Source organism: Halomonas sp. E19, assembly GCF_052439355.1.
Lineage (GTDB): Bacteria > Pseudomonadota > Gammaproteobacteria > Pseudomonadales > Halomonadaceae > Halomonas.
This window is the reverse complement of record NZ_JBNFWU010000001.1, coordinates 2,978,077-2,996,877: the sequence shown is the minus strand read 5'-3', so window position 1 is coordinate 2,996,877 and position 18,801 is coordinate 2,978,077. Positions and strand designations below refer to the sequence as shown.

Below are 18,801 nucleotides of genomic sequence, written 5' to 3'. Positions count from 1 at the left end.
CCGGTGGACGAGGGCGGCGCCGCTTCCTCGCCGGCAGCGCCATGCTGGGTGCGGCGGGCATGGCCGGGGCCGCCGGGGTGGCCGGCGTCGGTGCCTTGACGCGTAGCCCGGCGGCGCAGGCGGCGGCCGGCGATGCGGCCAACATTCACGTCAATCCGGGCGAGCTGGACAGCTACTACGGCTTCTGGAGCAGCGGCCAGAGCGGCGAGGTGCGCGTGCTGGGCGTGCCCTCGATGCGCGAACTGGCGCGCATCCCGGTGTTCAACCGCTGTTCGGCCACCGGCTGGGGGCAGACCAACGAGAGCCTGGCGGTGCTGGGCGACAGCGCCCGCTTCCAGAACGGCGACCTGCACCACGTGCACATGAGCTGCACCGACGGCAAGTACGACGGCCGCTACCTGTATGCCAACGACAAGCTGAACACCCGCGTCGCGCGTATCCGCCTGGATATCATGCGCTGCGACAAGATCGTCACCGTGCCCAACGCGCACTCCATCCACGGCCTGCGCGTGCAGAAGGCGCCCAAGACCGGCTACGTCTTCGCCAACGGCGAGATGATCGTGCCGATGCCCAACGACGGCCGCCACCTGGACGATCCCGACCAGTACTGGTCGGTGTTCACCGGCATCGACGGCGAGAGCATGGAGATCAAGTGGCAGGTGTGGGTCGACGGCAACCTCGACAACTGCAACGCCGACTACTCGGGCCGCTTTGCCGCGGCGACCTGCTACAACGCCGAGCGCGGCGTGACCCTGCAGGACAAGATGCGCTTCGAGCGCGACTGGGTGGTGGTGTTCGACATCCATGCCATCGAGCGCGCGGTGGCCAACGGTGACTTCCTCAACATCGAGGGCTGCGAAGTCCCGGTGGTTGACGGTCGCGGTGACAACAACCCGTTCACCCGCTATATCCCGGTACCCAAGAACCCCCACGGTATCAACGCGACGCCGGACGGCAAGTACCTGATCGCCAACGGCAAGCTGTCGCCGACCTGCACCGTGATCGACACCCACAGGCTGCCCGACCTGTTCGACAACAAGATCGAGCTGCGCGACACCGTGGTCGCCGAGCCGGAGCTGGGCCTGGGGCCGCTGCACACCACCTATGACGGGCGCGGCAACGCCTATACCACGCTGTTCATCGACAGCCAGGTGGTGAAGTGGAACATCGAGGACGCCATTCGCCACTACGCCGGCGAAGAGGTGAGCTACATCCGCCAGAAGCTCGACGTGCACTACCAGCCGGGCCACCTCAACGCCACCCTGGCTGAAACCGCCGAGGCGGACGGGCAGTGGCTGGTGGTGCTGAGCAAGTTCTCCAAGGACCGCTTCCTGCCGGTGGGCCCGCTGCACCCCGAGAACGATCAGCTGATCGACATCTCTGGTGACGAGATGAAGCTGGTGCACGACGGCCCGGCCTTCGCCGAGCCCCACGACTGCATCATGTGCCGCCCCGACCAGGTACGGCCCACGGCGATCTTCAACCGCGACGACCCGTTCTGGGCCCAGGCGCGACAGTGGGCCGAGGAAGACGGCGTCAACCTCGAGACCGACAGCAAGGTGGTGCGCAACGGCAACAAGGTGCGCGTCTACCTGACGGCGGTGGCCCCGCAGTACGGCCTGAACGAGTTCCGCGTCAAGCAGGGCGACGAGGTGACCGTGATCGTGACCAACCTCGACCGGATCGAGGATCTGTCCCACGGCTTCGCCATCATCAACTACGGCGTGTCGATGGAGGTCAACCCGCAGCAGACCTCGTCGGTGACCTTCACCGCCGATCGAGCAGGCGTCTACTGGTTCTTCTGTACCTGGTTCTGCCATGCGCTGCACATGGAGATGGCCGGGCGCATGCTGGTCGAACCCGCCTGATGCCATTGGAGCCGGTGCGCTGCGCCGGCTCCCTTCGCTCTGAGGACATGCGTATGCGTTTGACAGTGACGCTCCTGGCGGCGCTGCTGAGCCTGCCGGGGCTGGCCTGGGCCGCCGAATGGCGCGTGGTGCCTGGCGAGCAGCCGCTGCAGGCGGTGCTCGATGCCGCTGCCGACGGGGATCTGGTACGAGTCAGCGGCGAGCACGCCGGCAATTTCGTGGTCAGGCGCTCCATCGTGCTGGTGGGCGAGCCGGACGCCGTACTCGACGGCCAAGGCCATGGCCGGGTGCTGACCCTGGCGGCCCCGCGCATCGAGGTGCGCGACCTGCACCTGCGCAACGACGGTGCCGACATGACCGCCATGGATGCGGCGCTCTTCGTCGACCGCAAGGCGACCGGCAGCGTGATCGAGAACAACCGCATCGAGGCCCGCGGCTTCGGCATCTGGATGGACAGCGTGGCCGACCTGCGGGTGGCCGGCAACCGCATCAGCGGCGACACCTCGCTGCGTTCCCAGGACCGTGGCAACGGCCTGCATCTCTATGACGTCACGGGCTCCGAGATCATCGGCAACGAAGTGTGGGAGACCCGCGACGGCATCTACATCGACATCAGCAACCACAATCGGCTGATCGACAACTACCTGCATGGCCAGCGCTATGGCATCCACTACATGTTCTCCCAGCACAACGAAGTGCGCGGCAACCTGACCCGCGACAACCGGTTGGGCTATGCGCTGATGCAGTCGCGCTATCTCACGGTGGTGGGCAACCGCTCCGTGGAGGACCAGAACTATGGCTTTTTGCTCAATTTCATCGTCGATTCGGAGCTGGCCGAGAACGTCGCCCTGGACACCCAGCGCGGCGAGCAGCCGGGCGTGCCCGACGGCCACGCCATCTCCGGGGCCGAAGGCAAGGCGCTGTTCATCTACAACTCGCTGTTCAACGACATCCGCGACAACCTCTTCGCCCGCACCGAGATCGGCATCCACATGACCGCTGGCTCCGAGGACAACCGCTTCCACGGCAACGCCTTCGTCGGCAACCAGACCCAGGTGAAGTACGTGGCCATACGCCAGCAGGAGTGGTCCCACGCGGGGCGCGGCAACTACTGGAGCGACTACCTGGGCTGGGATCTCGGCAATGACGGCATCGGCGACACCCCCTACGAGCCCAACGATTCGATGGACCGGCTGATCTGGACCTACCCGATGGCCAAGATCCTGCTCAACAGCCCCGCCGTGCTGGTGCTGCGCTGGGTGCAGCGGGAGTTCCCGATCCTGCGTCCCCCGGGGTGCGCGACAGTCACCCCTTGATGTCCCTACCGGAATGGATGGCGGAGATAGTGCAATGACTCAGCCCGTGATCGAGATGCGCTCGGTCGGCAAGTGCTACGGCCCGCTGACCGCCCTGGACGATATCAGTCTGACCCTGCAGGAGGGCGAGGTGCTGGGCCTGATGGGGCACAACGGCGCCGGCAAGTCGACCACCATGAAGCTGATCCTGGGGCTGATACGCCCGACCCGGGGTCGCTTGCGGTATTCGGCCACGACCCCGGCGGGGTGGTGGCCAACGAGCTGCGCCGCCGCCTGGGCTACCTGCCCGAGAACGTGCAGTTCTACGAGCAGCTCAGCGGCCGCGAGGTGCTCGACTATTTCGCCCGGCTCAAGCGGGTGGCGAGTGGGCAGGTCGGCGAGCTGCTCGAGCGGGTGGGGCTGGCCCATGCCATGGATCGCCGGGTCAAGACCTACTCCAAGGGCATGCGCCAGCGCCTCGGCCTGGCCCAGGCGCTGCTCGGTGAGCCGCGCCTGCTGCTGCTCGACGAGCCCACCACCGGCCTCGATCCCATGGCCACCAAGGACTTCTACGGCATGGTCGACGAGCTGAGCCGGCGCGGCGTCAGCGTCATCCTGTGTTCGCACGTGCTGCCCGGCGTGGAGCGTCACATCGACCGGGCGGTGATCTTCGGGCGGGGCCGGATGCTGGCCGCCGGCAGCATCGACGAGCTGCGCGAGTCGGCCGCGCTGCCGCTGGTCATGCGGCTGCGCTCGCGGGGGATACCGCGGTGCTGGTCGAACGCCTGAGCGGGCTGGGCAGCGACGCCACCCCGCTGGCGGATGGGCGCCTCGAGATATCGCTGCCGGCCCGCGCCAAGGCGGGCGTGCTGCATCTGCTGGCCGCCCAGGGCGCGCTCGACGAACTGGAGCTGGAGCCGCCGACCCTGGAGTCGCTTTACGTTCACTTTGATGGCGCCATGCGCCTGCAGGAGACGCCGCATGAACAACGTCCTGATCGTGGCCGGCAAGGAGTTCCGCGACGGCCTGCGCAACCGTTGGGTGCTGGCCATCACCCTGGTGTTCGGCGTGTTGGCGGTGGGCCTGGCCTACTTCGGCGCGGCGGCCTCGGGCCAGGTCGGCTTCACCCGCGTCTCCACCACCATTGTCAGCCTGTCGAGCCTGGCGGTGTTCCTGATTCCGCTGATCGCGCTGATGCTGGCCTACGACAGCATCGTCGGCGAGGACGAAGCCGGCACGCTGCTGCTGCTGCTGACCTATCCGATGAGCCGGGTCGAGCTGCTGGCGGGCAAGTTCGTCGGCCACGCGGCGACCCTGGGGGCCGCCACCCTGGTGGGCTTCGGCCTGGCCGGGCTGGTCATCACCCTGCTGGGGCACAGCGAGAACCTTGGCGAGACGCTCGCCGCCCTGGGTCTGTTCATCGTTTCGGCGATGCTGCTGGGCTGGGCGTTCATTGGCCTGGCCTATCTGGTCAGCGTCAGCGTGACCGAGAAGTCGCGGGCGGCAGGGGTGGCGCTGATCGTGTGGTTCCTGTTCGTGATTGTCTACGACCTGGGGCTGCTGGCGCTGCTGGTGGGCACCGGGGGCAGGTGAGCGAGAGCCTGTTTCACTACCTGCTGTTGCTCAACCCCACCGATATCTTCCGCATCGTCAACCTGACCTTCTTCGAAGCGGCCCGCACCCAGTCGGGGTTGGCCTCCATCGGTGCCGATGCCGCCTTCCCCCGGCCCTGCTGCTGGCAGCGCTGCTGGCCTGGGTGGCGGCGCCGTTGGGGCTGGCGCTGTGGCGCTTCCGCCATCGTGAGGTCTGAACCCACCGCTCGGCTCAGAGGAGGCATTCTATGCTGACCCGCAGAAAATTCATCATCGTGATGGGAGGCGTAACCCTCGCCGGCCTGGCCGGCTGCGGGCAAGAGGCGCCGCAGGCGCTCGTCTGCACGCCGCAGCCCATCGAGCCCGGCGACGAGTGCGCCGTGTGCGGCATGTTCATCCGCGAGTACCCCGGGCCCAAGGCGCAGGTGTGCACGCGCAGCGGCCAGGTGCTGAAGTTCTGCTCCACCTCGGACCTGTTCGTCTGGCTGCTGCAGCCGGACTCCGCGCCCCAGCGGCTCAAGGCCTACGTGCACGACATGGGCATCACCGACTGGGATTCGCCGTCCGACGATGCCTTCATGGAGGCCGAGCTGGCCTTCTACGTCACCGACCATCCGGTCATGGGCGCCATGGGGCCGACGCTGGCCACCTTCGGCAGCGAGGCCGAGGCCAGGGCCTTCATGGCCGAGCACCAGGGCCAGTTGCTCGCTTATGACGAGATCGACGTGGCGGTGATCAACGACCTGGCGCGGGCCCATATCCGCCGTACCCTGTAGCGAGGCCCAGCTCTCCACAAAGCGCCCCGGCAGCCAGGCTGCCGGGGCGCTTCGTCTGACAAGGCAATGTTGCTTGCTTAGAGCACCGGTTCGAGCATGTAGTCCACGGCGGCCTTCACTTCCTCGTCGGTCAGGTTCATGTGGCCACCCTTGGGGGCATGGCCTGGAAGCCGTTGATGGAGTGATCGTAGAGGGTCTCCATGTCCTGCTCGAGGCGCGGGGCCCAGGCAGCGGCATCGCCCATGATCGGGGCGCCGGCGGCACCAGTCATGTGGCAGGCCATGCAGGCCCGGTTGTAGATCGCTTCGCCGTCGGGCTCGGCCTGGGCGGTTGCCGTGAAGGCCAGTGCAGCGGCGCCAGCCAGCACAGCCATAGACAGTTTCTTCATGGTTCTCTCCTGTAGTGCGTCACGGTGAAGCCAGTCGCTGTCGTTGTTACGCGCAAGACTGACCTCGATGGTAAGCCAAAATCGAGTTTGGCAGAACGGACCCCGAGCGAACAGTGTGCTAGGTCACCTCGGACGGGATTTGCAGCAAGCGGGCCAGCTGAGACTGCCGCGGGCCCAGCATATCGGCCAGGGTGTAGCGGTCCAGTACCGCCAGGAAGGCCGCCATGGCTTCGTTGAGAATCGGCTTGAGCCGGCACGCGGGGGTGATGATGCATTCGTTGTGGTCGCGGAAGCATTCAACCAGCCCCAGCTCGTGTTCGGTGTCGCGCACCAGGCCACCCATGGTGATGCTCTCGGGCTCGCGATTGAGCAGGATGCCGCCATTCTTGCCGCGGATGGTGGTGATGTAGCCGCGATGGCTGAGGTCTTGCACCACCTTCATCAAATGGTTGCGGGAGACGCCGAAGCTCTCTGCGATCTCGTGGATCGTGGCGCGCTCTTCGCCCTTGACGGCGAGATAGATCAGAACGCGCAGCGCATAGTCGGTGTAGCGGGTCAGATGCATGCGAGCCTCGGGCAGTGGCGGCCTGGCAGCACCAGGCAAGATTCGTCGAAAAATCAGTCTATTCTAACACCTGTCGTGGGCTGGCTGGGGTGGCGTCGGGGCGGGTCAGGATGAAGGTGGCCACGCAGGTGAACAGGGCGGCCGTCATGCCCAGCACCCACCCGGGGCGCCTCCGGCCCACAGCACCGCCCAGCTCAGCGCCAGCAGCCCCAGCGCCAGGCGTTTGGCCGGGCGCGGTATGGCGCGTTGACGCTGCCAGGCGTGCAGGGTCGGGCCGATGCGCGGGTGTCGCTCCAGCCACCGCGCCAGGCGGGGCGAGCCCTTGGGGCCGCCCAGGCCGCCACCAGCAGGAACGGCGTAGTGGGCAGCAGCGGCACGACCAGCCCGGCGGTGCCCAGGCCGATGCAGGTGTAGGCCAGCGAGCACCAGGCCAGGCGGGCGAGCGATAGCGGTGACAGTCGTGGCATCCCGGCATACCCCGCGGATTGGCAGTCAGCATACTAAGTAGTATTTTATATGCATGTTTAATCTCGATGCAAAGGCTTCGCGCCGCCCCGGCCCTGCGGCCGCGGACTCGCCCTCTCGGCGGCTGCCGGCCTGGCGCTGGCTGTTCCCCCTGGCAACGCTGCACGCGGCGGTGATGGTTCCGCTGTCGCTGCTGGCGCTCTATCACGGTGGGCGGCTGGTCGGCCACCTGGGCTCGCCGGCGGCGCATGCGCGGGAAATGCTGTTCGGCTTCGCCCTGGCGGTGATCGCCGGCTATCTGCTCGGGCCGCAGCCGCAGCGCCGGCTCGTCTGGCTCGTGGGGCTGTGGCTGGTGGGCCGGCTGGGAGTGTTCGAGCTGCCGGGCAGCGCCCTGGCCAGCCTGGCGGATGCCGCGTTCGCCCTGGGGGTGGCGGCGCTGCTGGTGCCTCGCTTCATTGCCGCCAAGAAATGGCGCAATCGGGTGCTGGCGCCGCTGCTGGGGCTGATCTGCCTGCTGGCGGTGGTCACTCTGACCTGGCGCTATCTCGACGGCATGCCGACCACCACCCCGCTGATGCACCAGAGCGTGCTGTGGCTGGTGCTGCTGATGGTGTTCATGGGCGGGCGCATCGTGGCGCCCGCCGTGAACGGTCACTTCCTGCACCGCTACCGCCGGGCCGGTGCCGGCGTGCAGCCACGTCTCGAAGCTGCGCTTATCGTGCTGCTCGGGCTGGCGCCCTTCGTGATGCTATGGCCTGCCTTTCGGCCCTGGCGGCTCTGATGGTGGCGGCGGCCGGTGTGCTGGTGCTGCTGCGCATAACTCGCTGGGAGCCGCTGCGCTGCGCCGGGCGCCCCGACCTGCAGGTGCTGATGCTGGGCTACGCCTGGCTGGGCATCGGACTGCTGCTGCTGGCCCGCTACTGGTGGCTGCCGGCACATGCCAGCGCCACGCTGCATATCTTCACTATCGCGGCCCTTGGCACGCTTTCCAGCACGATCATGGTGCGCCACGTCATCCTGCGCGCCAAGCAGCGGCCGGAAAGCGAGCCGCTGCTGCTGCCGCTGGCCGGGCTGTTCGCCACGGCCGCGCTGCTGCGGCTGTGGGCGCTCGACATGGGCGACTACTGGCAGGTGGTGCTGTGGAGCTCGGCGCTGTGCTGGTCGCTGGCCTGGTGCCTGGTGTGCTGGCGGCTGTGTGTCTGGATACGCCGCCTGCCGCGGCGCGAGCCGGGCAAACTTGACCCCGGGCAATAGAGCCGCGCGCTGTCGAGACGGCGGCTGGCGGCAATGTCATACTGGGCAGCATGCGGCGATGGCGTGCGCCATGCCCCCTATCAAGAGGCTGTTCCCGATCATGCAAGACGATCTGCTGTTCAACCGCCCCCTGGTGGAAAAATACGACCGCCCGGGGCCGCGCTACACCTCCTATCCGACCGCACCGCAGTTCCATGCCGCGTTCGCCGAGGATGATTACCGCGCCGCCGCCGAGCGCAGCAATCGTGTGGCCGCGCCCAAGCCGCTGTCGGTCTACGTGCACATCCCGTTCTGCAAGAGCCTCTGCTACTACTGCGCCTGCAACAAGATCATCACCCACAACACCGAGCGGGCGGCGGAGTATCTGGACTGGCTGAAGCAGGAGATCGGCGCGCAGGGCGCGCTGTTCGACGAGACGCGGCGCATGACCCAGCTGCACCTGGGCGGCGGCACGCCCACCTACCTGAGCAACGCCCAGCTCGGCGAGCTGATGGCCGCGCTCGACGAGGCCTTCCACTTCGCCCCGGCCGAGCGGCGCGAATTCTCTCTCGAGGTCGATCCGCGCACGGTCACCCCCGAGCAGATCCACGAGCTGCACGCACTCGGCTTCAACCGCCTGAGCTTCGGCGTGCAGGATTTCGACGCGGACGTGCAGAAGGCGGTCAACCGCGTGCAGAGCGAGGAGCAGGTGGTCGAGCTGGTGGCCGCCGCCCGCGAGGCCGGCTTCCAGTCGGTCAGCGTCGACCTGATCTACGGCCTGCCGCTGCAGACGGTGGCGAGCTTCGATGCCACCCTCGATAAGATCATCGCCCTGCGCCCCGACCGCATCGCCAGCTACAGTTACGCCCACCTGCCCGAGCTGTTCAAGGCCCAGCGCCTGATCCGCCCCGAGGACATGCCGCCGCCGGAGCGCAAGCTGGAGCTGCTGGAGCTGACCATTCGCCGCCTCACCGCGGCCGGCTACGTCTACATCGGCATGGACCACTTCGCCCTGCCCGACGACGAGCTCTCCCTGGCCAAGGAGAACGGCACCCTGCAGCGCAACTTCCAGGGTTACTCCACCCACGCCGACTGCGACATGATCGGCTTGGGCATCACCTCCATCGGCAAGGTCGGCGACAGCTACAGCCAGAACGTCAAGGAGACTGCCCAGTACCAGGCACGGCTCGAGGCGGGGCGGCTGCCGGTGATGCGCGGCTACCGGCTCAACGACGACGACCGCCTGCGCCGCGACGTGATCAACGCCCTGATGTGCCACGGGCGGATTGACTTCGCCGCCATCGAGGCGCGCCATGACATCGCCTTTCGCGACTACTTTGCCGATGCGCTGGCACAGCTCGGGGAGATGCAGGCCGACGGCTTGCTGGCCATTGGCGACGAGGCCATTGAAGTGCTGCCCGCCGGGCGCCTGATGATGCGCAACATGGCGATGGCCTTCGATGCCTATCTGAAGCCCAACGAGGGACGCTTCTCGCGCACGGTGTAACGGTTTCTCGGAAGGTAAAACGGCGCCCGCGGGGCGCCGTTTTAGCATCGGAAGCGCGTTACATGGCGCGTTCGAACAGCAGGTTGTTCTCCAGATGGATGTGCTCCATCAGGTCTTCGCGGAACTCGCGCAGCCCGGTGTACAGGGCACGCCAGGTGGTGCAGGCGCCCTTGGGCGGGGTGATGTCGTTGGTCAGCGCCATCACATGTTCCAGGTTTTCGCCATGGTCGTCGTGCTCGTGGCGCATCACCGCGATCGGCCCCTGGGCCTGGGCGCCCATGCCGGCCCGCAGCATGGGGAACAGGATCTGCTCCTCCTTCTGCATGTGGCTCTCCATCTCCTGGTAGATCCCGGTGAGCAGGTCGGCCAGCCCGTTGGGGCAGCTCTCGCGATCGCCGTGGACCAGCTCGACCCGGCGCGCCATGCGGATCAGTTCGGGCAGCTGCTGTCGGTGCACGTCGTGGTAGCGCGTCAGGATATAGTCGATCAGCTCGTCGTTGCTGGCTTCACGCCAGTCGCGCTCGGAGACGCTGCCGGCCGGCAGCGCCTCGAGCTCGGAGACCAGCTTGTCGGCCAGCAGGCCGGCGCGCTCGGCGGCCTCGCGCAGGCTGATGCGACCCCCGCAGCAGAAATCGATGTTGTAGGCGTGGAACACGCGGGTGGCGCCAGGCAGGGAAAGGGCGATGCGGCCGACGGTTTGCTCGAGAAGGGTCATGAGAACTCCTGGGTAGCGGTCTAAGTCATCCTTCTTGTAGCAAGGCCCATGCCAAGAATTTTTTGCAAATAAATCAATGAGTCGTATTTTTATGGTTTTTTCACCCAGTGCAGCTAGGGTCGAATAAACCTTGCAAGGTAATTTTCACCATGTTGGATGACTCTCTGATCGCCGATCTCACGGCGGACCTGCCCAGTGCGGTACGTCTGCAGCGCCTGGTGCGCACCCTGCGTGAGGGCTTTTCCTGCGGTGCGGTGTGCCTGCTGCGGCTGCAGGAGGACGTGCTGGCGCCGGTGGCCGTCGAAGGGCTGGTGCGCGAGGCGCTGGGACGGCGCTTCGAGGTGGCCCGTCATCCGCGCCTGGCCGCGATCCTCACCAGCCGTCGCTCGACCCTGTTCCCCCCGATTCGGCGCTGCCCGACCCCTACGACGGCTTGATCGAGCAGCATCCGGGGGAGCCGCTGCACGTGCACGACTGCATGGGCATCAGCCTGCATGTGGAGGGCGAACCCTGGGGCGTGCTGACCCTGGATGCGCTGGTGGCGGGCACCTTCGACGAGGCGGCGCGACGGGCACTGGAGCGCTATGCGCTGCTGGTGGAAGCGGCGGTGCGGGTGACCCGGCTGGAGCAGGATATCCGTGCGCTGCGCATGGCTCGCCATGACAGCGTTGCCCAGGTGGTGCGCGGCGAGAGCGGCGAGATCCTCGGCCATAGCGCCGTGCTGCAGCGCCTGCTGCGCGAGCTCGACGTGGTGGCCGAGGCCGATCTGCCGGTGCTGTTGTTGGGCGAGACCGGGGTGGGCAAGGAGCTGTTTGCGCGGCGCCTGCACCAGCGCTCGCCGCGTCGCGACCAGCCGCTGGTGCAGGTCAACTGCGCGGCGCTGCCGGACACCCTGGCCGAGAGCGAACTGTTCGGCCACGTGAAGGGCGCCTTCTCCGGCGCCACGGCGGATCGGGCCGGGCGCTTCGAGGCCGCCGACGGTGGCACCCTGTTCCTCGACGAGGTGGGCGAGCTGCCGTTGGCGATCCAGGCCAAGCTCTTGCGTGCGCTGCAGAACGGCGAGGTACAGCGGCTGGGCGAGGACACTCCGCGGCGGGTCGACGTACGCATCGTGGCGGCCACCAACCGCCACCTGGCCGACGGCGTGCGCGACGGCCATTTCCGCGCCGACCTCTACCACCGGCTGTCGGTCTACCCGGTGGCGATCCCGCCGCTGCGCGAGCGCGACAGCGATGTGCTGGTGCTGGCCGGGCACTTCCTCGAGATCAACCGCGCGCGGCTTGGCGTGCGCAGCCTGCGCCTTGCGCCTGCCGCCGAAGCGGCGCTGCTGGCCTATTCCTGGCCCGGCAACGTGCGTGAACTCGAGCACGTCATCAGCCGTGCGGCGATCAAGGCCCTGGGCCATGGTTCGCAGCGCGACGACATCGTGACCCTGCAGCCGGCGTGGCTCGATCTGCCCCAGCTGATGTATCCCCGAGTCCAGGCGGAAGCAGGTCGCCTTGACCCGCATACCACCGCCCAGGCCAGCCTGCGCCAGCAGGTCGATACGGCCCAGCGCCAGGCCATCCGCGAGGCCCTGGCGGCTTGCGATGGCCACTGGGCGAACGCCGCCCGACGACTTGCCGTCGACCCCAGTAACCTGCACAAACTGGCACGTCGCTTGGGGATCAAATAGTTATCGAATTGCAACCCCTTGGACGTAAAAAAATCCAGATATGGTCGCTTGATCGTCCTGGTTGAACTATATATGGTACGCAGACCCCGGCAGGGGCGTTAGCAGGAGCTTGACGCATATCAGTGCAGACAGGCCGCGTCGAGCTTAGGATGATCGGTCCGCCGGCCGCACAGGCCGCCATCGATTCCATCGGTTCGACCCCTCGGAGAGTTGCGATGTTTCCGTTGTCCCTGTCTCGCTTGCCGCGCCCGCCTGCCCCGACTCGCCTGATCCGCGCCATCGACCCCCGCGTGCCGCTCACGCTGAAGCGCCAGGTGATCGAGCCGCTGCTCAACCGCACCTTTGCCGAGCCCCTGCTCGAAGGGGAGTTCGACGCCCTCGAAGACCGCCGCATCAGCCTCCATGTCGAAGACCTGGGGGTCGTGCTGACGCTGACGCTGGTGGACCAGCGCTTTGCGCTGACCCGCGAGGCGGGCGAAGCGACTATTCGTGGCGGCTGGCGCGAGTTCCTATGCCTGGCGACCCGGCGCGAGGACCCCGACGCCCTGTTCTTCCAGCGCCGGTTGGTGATCGAGGGCGATACCGAGCTCGGCCTGACGGTCAAGAACCTGTTGGACAGCCGCGAAGAGGGGCTGGCTCAGGGATGGCTGGGTGAATGGCTGGTGCGCTTCGAGCGCATGGCGCGTCAGGATCGCTGACTACTGAAACTTTTTGACCCTTCTGGAGATCCCTGAAATGAGTACTTCCACCAAGGCCGTCAAGACGTCCCTAGAGGTGCCGATGCAAACGCCTTCCCGCGATATCTGGGATGCCAAGTATCGCCTTAAGGACCGTCACGGGCGGCCCGTCGACAAGGACGTGGCGGCGACCTGGGAGCGCGTGGCGCGGGCCCTGGCGACGGTGGAAGGCGACAAGGCCGCCGAGTGGCTGCCCAAGTTCCGCTGGGCGCTGGAGAACGGCGCTATTCCGGCCGGGCGGATCATGTCCAACGCCGGCGCCGAGGACTACAAGCCCGCCGTCAGCCTGATCAACTGCACCGTCTCGCGCACCATCCGCGACTCCATGCACGATATCCTCTCCTCGGTGGTGGATGCCGGCATGACCCTCAAGGCGGGCTGCGGCATCGGCTACGAATTCTCCACCCTGCGCCACAAGGGCGCCTTCGTGTTCGGCGCCGGTGCCGGCACCAACGGCCCGCTGGCGTTCATGGATATCTACGACAAGATGTGCTTCACGGTGGCCTCGGCGGGCGGTCGCCGCGGCGCCCAGATGGGCACCTTCGACGTCGGCCACCCCGACGTGCGCGCCTTCATCGAGGCCAAGCGCGAAGCCGGTCGGCTGCGCCAGTTCAATCTCTCGCTGCTGATCACCGACGAGTTCATGGAGGCGGTGAAGAACGACGCCGACTGGCCGCTGGCCTTCCCGCTGCACGCCGGCGAGAAGGATGACGTCAAGCCCGAGGACCTGATCTACCGCGACTGGCCGGTGGTCGAGGAGGGCTACACGGTGGACGCCGAAGGCCGCGTGGCCTGCCGCATCGTCGAGGTGATCAAGGCCCGCGAGCTGTGGGACACCATCATGCGCTCCACCTACGACTTCGCCGAGCCGGGCTTCATCCTGATCGACCAGGTCAACCGCATGAACAACAACTGGTTCTGCGAGGAGATCCGCGCCACCAACCCCTGCGGCGAGCAGCCGCTGCCGCCGGAAGGCGCCTGCCTGCTGGGCTCGGTCAACCTGACCCGCTTCGTCATCGACCCCTTCGGCAAGAAGCCACGCTTCGACTGGGAGCGCTACCGCCAGGTGGTGGCGATCTTCACCCGCATGCTCGATAACGTGGTCGAGATCAGCGGCCTGCCGCTGCCCGGCCAGCGCCGCGAGATCGAGGCCAAGCGCCGTCACGGCATGGGCTTCCTCGGCCTCGGCTCGACCCTGACCATGCTCAAGATCCCCTACGGCTCGGCCGAATCGCTGGCCTTCACCGAAGAGGTGAGCCGCAACCTGGCCATCGAGGGCTGGAAGCAGGCGCTGGAACTCTCCCGCGAGAAGGGCATGGCGCCGATACTCGCCGAGGACTTCGAGATCACGCCGAAGATGATGCGCGAGCGTCCGGAGCTGGCGCAGGACGGCTACGAGATCGGCGACAAGGTGCCGGGGCGCATCCTGCACGCGCGCTACAGCCGCTACATGCAGAAGGTCGCCGAGGTGGAGCCGGAGCTGGTTGCAGCGCTGGCCGAGCACGGTGCGCGCTTCACCCACCACAGCTCCATCGCGCCGACCGGCACCATTTCGCTGTCGCTGGGCAACAACGCCTCCAACGGCATCGAGCCGTCGTTCTCGCACCGCTACTTCCGCAACGTCATCCAGTCGGGCAAGAAGACCAAGGAGCAGGTGGAGGTGGTCTCCTTCGAACTGGCGGCCTACCGCCACTTCATCGCCAGCGACGCAGTGGAGAGCGACCTGCCCGACTATTTCATTACCGCCGACGCGGTGACCCCGCCGCAGCACGTGGCGGTGCAGGCGGCGGCCCAGGCGTGGGTCGACTCGGCGATCTCCAAGACGGTCAACGTGCCCACCGAGTTCCCCTTCGAGCAGTTCAAGGATCTCTACCTGGACGCCTACCAGAGCAAGCTCAAGGGCTGCACCACCTTCCGCTTCAACCCGGAAGCGTTCCAGGGTGTGCTGGTGCGCGAGGACGACCTCAAGAACACCACCTACGTGTTCGAGCTGGAGAACGGCGAGACCATCGAGCTTTCCGGCGACGAGAAGGTGGTTTACGACGGCGAGGAGCACAACGCAGCGAACCTGTACGACGCGCTGAAGGAAGGCACCTATGGCAAGTGGTAGAGAGGGTTCGCTCGTGACGGTCGTGAGCGGCCGTTACCCAAGCGTCAACGCACAACTTTCCGCAGGAGCCCCGTGATGGCCGTCGAAATTAAGTCCAAGATCGTTTCCTACAGCGTCAAGAAGGCGGTGCAAGAGGCGCCGCTGGCCGACGAGAATCCGCTCACGGTACGCATTCCCTCGCGCCCGGAAGGAACGCTGGAGGCCGTCTCCGAGAAGATCTCCTACGTCGGCGCCGAAGGCCGCAAGAAGGTCTATCTGCTGGTCTCCTTCATGCCGGTGGAAGGCGTGCTCGACGGCAAGCGGGTAGTGATCGAGCGCCCGGTGGAGTTCTTCTTCCCCTCCGGCCAGCTCTCCAGCGAGCACCAGTGGATCACTGCCACCATGCGCAGCCTGTCGCTGGCCGCCCGCGGCGGGTACGTCACCCAGGCGGTGGCCGACCTGCGCAAGGTGGCCTGGGACAAGGGCCTGGTACGCTGCGGCATGAACCGCTGGGGCAAGCCGATGTTCCACGACTCCGAAGTGGCCGCCATCGCCTGGTCGATCCAGCAGATCCTCTACCGTCGCGGCTTCCTCGACCAGGACGGCAACCAGGTGCCGGTGGAGGAGCTGGTGCGCCGCTACGCCCACCGCCTCACCCACGGCCACCCCTGGCAGCCGCCTAGCCCCGAGGAAGAATCCCGTACGGCACCGCCTGTCCAGGGTGTAGAAAAGGGTGACGGCCCTACCGTGGTGGGCCACTGCCCGGAGTGTCGCGGCGAGCTGATCATGATGGATGGCTGCCCGACCTGCTACGCCGGCTGCGGCTGGTCGAAGTGCGGCTGAGTCGCTGACGTCGACGGGCGCCTGCTAGGGAGAGGCCGCTATGCGAAGCATAGCGGCCTCTTGGTTTTCAGGCGGGCTGCCGGGCAATCGAAAGGCTGTTGGTCAGTGCGCGTGGCCACTGCTGTTACCGGCAATGACGTTATGCACGTCCTCCAGGTAGTGCACGTAATGGACATAGTGTTCGACGAACTCCCGGCCCCGCTCGGGATCGTCGCCCGCTTGTTGTTTGGCGGCCAGCGTGGCCTCGAAGGCGGCGCTGGCATTCCGTTCGAATTTTTCCACGATGCGCGCCAGGAACGCATCGATTTCGCCTTCTTCCAGGGCCTTGTCAGCCAGCTGAACCGCCGGGTCGATCTCTCCGGCCGGCTTGATGCCGGTAAAGGCGCCCCTTCATAGGCGCGGTGGATTTCGACCAGCGTGGCAAAGAACTGCTGATCGGCCAGTTCCTGAGCGTTATCACCGAGCGCACGCACGTCTAGGGTCTTGGCGAACATGGCCTCGAGTTCTGCCTCATCCTCGGCGGGAACCCACTTGAGCACCGGGGTGATATCCCCAGAGTTCAATGCAGTTCGTGCTTCGTTGATGACGGGCCCGTCGAGGGCATCGCAATGGGCCATGGCAGTACCGGAAAACGACAGAGCCAGCGCCGTGGTGGTAATGGCAAGCTCCTTGCGCAAGGGAAGGCGGCGGATAATCATGAGGCAAGCTCCTGTGGTCATGTGGGCAGCCGGTCTTGTACGTTGGCTGTGGTGACATGCTACAGGCTTGCCGGGGCCTGCCTCGTTCGTTCTTCGGCACTCGAACGTTTCAAAAAATGATTTTTTAACAATGAGTTAATGGTTCGTTTGAGCGAAAGCCCAGAGTCTAACCTCACGAAGCCTTCGAAGGCTCGACAGCCTCAGCCACTGCCTGCGGCGGCCGGGCACGAAACTCGCTCGGCGTCATGCCCGTCGTACGCTTGAAGGCCGTATTGAACACGGATTTCGAATTGAAGCCTGAGTCGTACATCACCTGCAGGATGGTCTGATCGGTATCGGCAAGGAGCCGCCTGCGCGCTTCAGCGATACGGTAGGCGCTGATGAACTCGAAGAAATTCTTGCCGCGTCCCTGATTGATTGCCCGTGAAAGCTCCCGCGCCGGTATGCCTAGCTGGCGGGCGAGCTGGCTGACGGTCAGGTTGGCGTCGAGGTGGGGCTTGGCCTGCTGCATATGGCACTCCAACCGTGCCAGCAGCTCGGCATCGGCCGGAGCCTCCATAGACGCTTCCTCGCGACTGGCAAGCAGGCGGGATTCCTCCGCGCTGAGCCCGGAAAACACGATGGGCTGACGGAGCGCATGGATCAACAGGTAATTGATGAACAAAAAGCCCGTCACACTCCCGGCTGCCGACACCCATTGAACGCTGGCATCGCTTTTCCATACATGGGCCGTCAGGCAGTAGACGAGGCTCACGCTCCATACCACGGCATAGCCCAGCAGCAGGGCGCGTAGCCAATTCAGCTGCTTGTAGTCGATATTGGAGAAGATTTGCCGCACATTCACGCCGAACGTCTTGATCGCACCGATGGTCGCGACCAGATAGCCGAGAAAGACCAGGTGAATGGCGGCAGCCATGAGTGGCGAGGTCAGCACGCCGGGGTGATCCCTTTCCAGCAGGATCTGGCGCTTCAGCTCGTCGGGTTGCAAATAATACTCAACGACAAAGATGGCCCCAACGACCCAGAAAAGCAGCGTATGGGCCAGATGCTGTCTGCGCAGCTTGAACTCCTGGAACATCAGCGATTGGGCGTAGAGATAGAGCAGGCCAGCCTGCAGCAGGCCAACCAGGGTGCCCAGGTAGGCTAGCTTGAGGAAGCGCTGGGCTAACCCGGTGCTATAGAGAAAGACCTCGGCGAGTCCTGCCGCGAAGGCCAGCACCGTGGCGAGCAGCAGGCGGTTGCTGATCAGACGGAAGTTGGCCGGTATCAGCAGGAAGACTGCCAGCGCGAGCGATTGCAGGATGCTGGTCAGCAGCAGGATATCCGCCAGGTTCAGATACATCGTGACACTCCGGTTCTGTCACTCGCGCAGTTCGATGCGCGCGAAGTGCGGTGCCAGGCGCTTGACCAGCCCGGCGAGCATCGCCCGTGGCGGGGCGTTCTCCACCGGCTGGCAGTAGGCCGGGTCGAGGCACTGGCGGGTACGCGCAACCTGCACCGCATAGTGACGTACGCCGCAGTCGGCCAGGGTCAGTGCCAGCCGCTCTACCTCGGCCAGGTTGAAGTCGCGCCAGTGCACGGTGGTACGGCATTCGAAGGGCACGCCGCTGTCGAGCAGCGCCATCAGGCTCTGGCTGTTGCGTTGCCAGATGCCGGGTCGCCCGCAGATACGGTCGAAGTCGCTGCCGCGCCCCTTCACGTCGAGCCCCACCCAATCGAGCCGTGGCAGCAGTCGGGTCAGCCGCGCCGGGTAGGGGCCGGCGGTGTGCAAGCCGACCTTGAAGCCCATCGCCTTCACCTCGCGCACCGCCGCCGGCAGGGCGTTGTGCAGCGTCGGCTCGCCGCCGCTGAATACCACCGCCTCGAGTAGCCCGCGGCGGCTCTCCAGGAACTCCCGCACCGCCTGCCACTCGCTCTCGTCGCCCCGGCGCGGCGCCATCATGTGGCCGTTGTGGCAGTAGCCGCAGCGCAGCGGACAGCCCTGCAGAAACACCACGCAGGCCAGGTGGTCGGGATAGTCCAGCGTGGTCAGCTGGGTCAGCCCGGCCACCGGCAGGCGAATGCCGTCGAGCGGCGCGAGGGCGGGCGGGTCGAGGTCGGTGGCGATCATCATGCGCTCCAGTGCCGGGCGCAGGGCCCGGCAGCTCAGGTCGGTCGAAAGCTTGTCAGGAGGTCAGGGCGGCGGCGCGCTCGCTGAAGTGGCGGCGCTCGCGGTGTTCGGCGCGCTTGCCGACGTTGAACTGGCTGACCGGGCGATGGTAGCCCATCACGCGGGTCCAGACCTCGCAGCGCTGGCGGTGTTCGGTGGGCAGGGTGTCGCGGTTCGTCATCGCATGATTCCTTCAGGGTGGGTGA

16 protein-coding genes and 5 pseudogenes are annotated in these 18,801 nt (G+C 66.3%); 13 read left to right on the top strand and 8 right to left on the bottom strand.

Translation table 11 applies throughout. The annotated features are described in order from the left end of the window. Positions 1–14: 14 nt before the first annotated feature. The 7 genes and pseudogenes from nosZ to ACUDAL_RS15575 all read left to right on the top strand — a co-directional run. A pseudogene (gene nosZ / locus ACUDAL_RS15605) lies at positions 15–1,868 on the top strand (TAT-dependent nitrous-oxide reductase); the annotation flags it as partial. A gap of 65 nt (positions 1,869–1,933) precedes the next feature. Then, positions 1,934–3,184 carry a nitrous oxide reductase family maturation protein NosD gene (locus ACUDAL_RS15600; protein ID WP_444679409.1) on the top strand — a complete coding sequence of 417 codons (1,251 nt, stop codon included), beginning with the start codon at positions 1,934–1,936 and terminating at the stop codon, positions 3,182–3,184. 13 nt (positions 3,185–3,197) lie between these two features. Beyond that, positions 3,198–3,643 (top strand): annotated as a pseudogene (locus ACUDAL_RS15595) (ATP-binding cassette domain-containing protein); the annotation flags it as partial. Continuing rightward, positions 3,629–3,952 (top strand): AAA family ATPase, encoded by a 324-nt coding sequence (locus tag ACUDAL_RS15590; protein ID WP_444679408.1) that lies wholly within the window; start codon positions 3,629–3,631, stop codon positions 3,950–3,952. The pseudogene ACUDAL_RS15595 and the gene ACUDAL_RS15590, both read left to right, overlap by 15 nt. Positions 3,953–4,144: 192 nt before the next feature. Then, the gene (locus tag ACUDAL_RS15585) at positions 4,145–4,756 is read left to right on the top strand and encodes an ABC transporter permease (protein WP_444678762.1); all 612 of its coding nucleotides are present in this window, start codon (positions 4,145–4,147) and stop codon (positions 4,754–4,756) included. Next, positions 4,753–5,010, top strand: coding sequence for a hypothetical protein (locus ACUDAL_RS15580; RefSeq protein WP_444678761.1), 258 nt, complete (start codon positions 4,753–4,755; stop codon positions 5,008–5,010). Before ACUDAL_RS15585 ends, ACUDAL_RS15580 begins: the two co-directional genes overlap by 4 nt. After that, positions 5,004–5,531 (top strand): nitrous oxide reductase accessory protein NosL, encoded by a 528-nt coding sequence (locus ACUDAL_RS15575; RefSeq protein WP_444678760.1) that lies wholly within the window; start codon positions 5,004–5,006, stop codon positions 5,529–5,531. Before ACUDAL_RS15580 ends, ACUDAL_RS15575 begins: the two co-directional genes overlap by 7 nt. Before the next feature lie 136 nt (positions 5,532–5,667). Here the strand turns inward: ACUDAL_RS15575 and ACUDAL_RS15570 are convergent, their stop codons facing one another. The 3 genes and pseudogenes from ACUDAL_RS15570 to ACUDAL_RS15560 form a co-directional block, all read right to left on the bottom strand. Further along, positions 5,668–5,919, bottom strand: coding sequence for a c-type cytochrome (locus ACUDAL_RS15570; RefSeq protein ID WP_444678759.1), 252 nt, complete (start codon positions 5,917–5,919; stop codon positions 5,668–5,670). A 118-nt stretch (positions 5,920–6,037) separates the two neighbouring features. Next, on the bottom strand, positions 6,038–6,484 hold the full coding sequence (locus ACUDAL_RS15565) for an Rrf2 family transcriptional regulator (RefSeq protein WP_444678758.1): 447 nt from the start codon (positions 6,482–6,484) through the stop codon (positions 6,038–6,040). A gap of 144 nt (positions 6,485–6,628) precedes the next feature. Next, a pseudogene (locus ACUDAL_RS15560) lies at positions 6,629–6,951 on the bottom strand (YbaN family protein). Between the two features lie 53 nt (positions 6,952–7,004). Here ACUDAL_RS15560 and ACUDAL_RS15555 point away from each other — a divergent pair. Together ACUDAL_RS15555 and hemN are read left to right on the top strand one after the other, a co-directional pair. Beyond that, positions 7,005–8,203, top strand: a pseudogene (locus ACUDAL_RS15555) (NnrS family protein). Positions 8,204–8,303: 100 nt separating this feature from the next. After that, complete coding sequence (gene hemN / locus ACUDAL_RS15550; protein ID WP_444679407.1) at positions 8,304–9,689, top strand: oxygen-independent coproporphyrinogen III oxidase; 1,386 nt, start codon at positions 8,304–8,306, stop codon at positions 9,687–9,689. Positions 9,690–9,747: 58 nt separating this feature from the next. Here hemN and ytfE read toward each other — a convergent pair whose 3' ends face one another. Next, positions 9,748–10,404: an iron-sulfur cluster repair protein YtfE gene (ytfE, locus tag ACUDAL_RS15545; protein WP_444678757.1), complete on the bottom strand. Its 657-nt coding sequence runs from the start codon at positions 10,402–10,404 to the stop codon at positions 9,748–9,750. A 256-nt stretch (positions 10,405–10,660) separates the two neighbouring features. Between ytfE and norR the strand changes: the two genes are divergently transcribed. The 4 genes from norR to ACUDAL_RS15525 all read left to right on the top strand — a co-directional run bounded on the left by norR (position 10,661) and on the right by ACUDAL_RS15525 (position 15,748). After that, positions 10,661–12,079: a nitric oxide reductase transcriptional regulator NorR gene (gene norR, locus ACUDAL_RS15540; protein ID WP_444678756.1), complete on the top strand. Its 1,419-nt coding sequence runs from the start codon at positions 10,661–10,663 to the stop codon at positions 12,077–12,079. A 215-nt stretch (positions 12,080–12,294) separates the two neighbouring features. Continuing rightward, positions 12,295–12,777 (top strand): ubiquinone anaerobic biosynthesis accessory factor UbiT, encoded by a 483-nt coding sequence (gene ubiT / locus ACUDAL_RS15535; RefSeq protein WP_444678755.1) that lies wholly within the window; start codon positions 12,295–12,297, stop codon positions 12,775–12,777. A gap of 37 nt (positions 12,778–12,814) precedes the next feature. Further along, complete coding sequence (locus ACUDAL_RS15530; RefSeq protein WP_444678754.1) at positions 12,815–14,926, top strand: adenosylcobalamin-dependent ribonucleoside-diphosphate reductase; 2,112 nt, start codon at positions 12,815–12,817, stop codon at positions 14,924–14,926. Positions 14,927–15,001: 75 nt separating this feature from the next. After that, entirely contained in the window at positions 15,002–15,748 is a 747-nt protein-coding gene (locus ACUDAL_RS15525) for a ribonucleoside-diphosphate reductase (protein ID WP_444678753.1), read from the top strand. Between the two features lie 102 nt (positions 15,749–15,850). On the opposite strand, the pseudogene ACUDAL_RS15520 reads toward ACUDAL_RS15525, so the two are convergent. The 4 genes and pseudogenes from ACUDAL_RS15520 to nrdD all read right to left on the bottom strand — a co-directional run bounded on the left by ACUDAL_RS15520 (position 15,851) and on the right by nrdD (position 18,776). Continuing rightward, a pseudogene (locus ACUDAL_RS15520) lies at positions 15,851–16,365 on the bottom strand (DUF6448 family protein). A 253-nt stretch (positions 16,366–16,618) separates the two neighbouring features. Continuing rightward, positions 16,619–17,665: a helix-turn-helix domain-containing protein gene (locus ACUDAL_RS15515; RefSeq protein WP_444678752.1), complete on the bottom strand. Its 1,047-nt coding sequence runs from the start codon at positions 17,663–17,665 to the stop codon at positions 16,619–16,621. Positions 17,666–17,806: 141 nt separating this feature from the next. After that, positions 17,807–18,556, bottom strand: a complete 750-nt coding sequence (locus ACUDAL_RS15510) for an anaerobic ribonucleoside-triphosphate reductase activating protein (RefSeq protein ID WP_444678751.1) — start codon at positions 18,554–18,556, stop codon at positions 17,807–17,809. Positions 18,557–18,611: 55 nt separating this feature from the next. Further along, the gene (gene nrdD, locus ACUDAL_RS15505; protein WP_444678750.1) at positions 18,612–18,776 is read right to left on the bottom strand and encodes an anaerobic ribonucleoside-triphosphate reductase; all 165 of its coding nucleotides are present in this window, start codon (positions 18,774–18,776) and stop codon (positions 18,612–18,614) included. Positions 18,777–18,801 lie beyond the last annotated feature (25 nt).

Excerpts from the sequence above, each read along its gene's own strand:
- ACUDAL_RS15530 (WP_444678754.1), top strand. The coding sequence starts at position 12,815 with ATGAGTACTTCCACCAAGGCCGTCAAGACGTCCCTAGAGGTGCCGATG.
- hemN (WP_444679407.1), top strand. The coding sequence starts at position 8,304 with ATGCAAGACGATCTGCTGTTCAACCGCCCCCTGGTGGAAAAATACGAC.
- ubiT (WP_444678755.1), top strand. The coding sequence starts at position 12,295 with ATGTTTCCGTTGTCCCTGTCTCGCTTGCCGCGCCCGCCTGCCCCGACT.
- ACUDAL_RS15510 (WP_444678751.1), bottom strand. The coding sequence starts at position 18,556 with ATGATCGCCACCGACCTCGACCCGCCCGCCCTCGCGCCGCTCGACGGC.
- ACUDAL_RS15565 (WP_444678758.1), bottom strand. The coding sequence starts at position 6,484 with ATGCATCTGACCCGCTACACCGACTATGCGCTGCGCGTTCTGATCTAT.
- ACUDAL_RS15585 (WP_444678762.1), top strand. The coding sequence starts at position 4,145 with ATGAACAACGTCCTGATCGTGGCCGGCAAGGAGTTCCGCGACGGCCTG.
- ACUDAL_RS15570 (WP_444678759.1), bottom strand. The coding sequence starts at position 5,919 with ATGAAGAAACTGTCTATGGCTGTGCTGGCTGGCGCCGCTGCACTGGCC.
- ACUDAL_RS15525 (WP_444678753.1), top strand. The coding sequence starts at position 15,002 with ATGGCCGTCGAAATTAAGTCCAAGATCGTTTCCTACAGCGTCAAGAAG.
- ACUDAL_RS15590 (WP_444679408.1), top strand. The coding sequence starts at position 3,629 with ATGCGCCAGCGCCTCGGCCTGGCCCAGGCGCTGCTCGGTGAGCCGCGC.
- nrdD (WP_444678750.1), bottom strand. The coding sequence starts at position 18,776 with ATGACGAACCGCGACACCCTGCCCACCGAACACCGCCAGCGCTGCGAG.
- ACUDAL_RS15575 (WP_444678760.1), top strand. The coding sequence starts at position 5,004 with ATGCTGACCCGCAGAAAATTCATCATCGTGATGGGAGGCGTAACCCTC.
- ytfE (WP_444678757.1), bottom strand. The coding sequence starts at position 10,404 with ATGACCCTTCTCGAGCAAACCGTCGGCCGCATCGCCCTTTCCCTGCCT.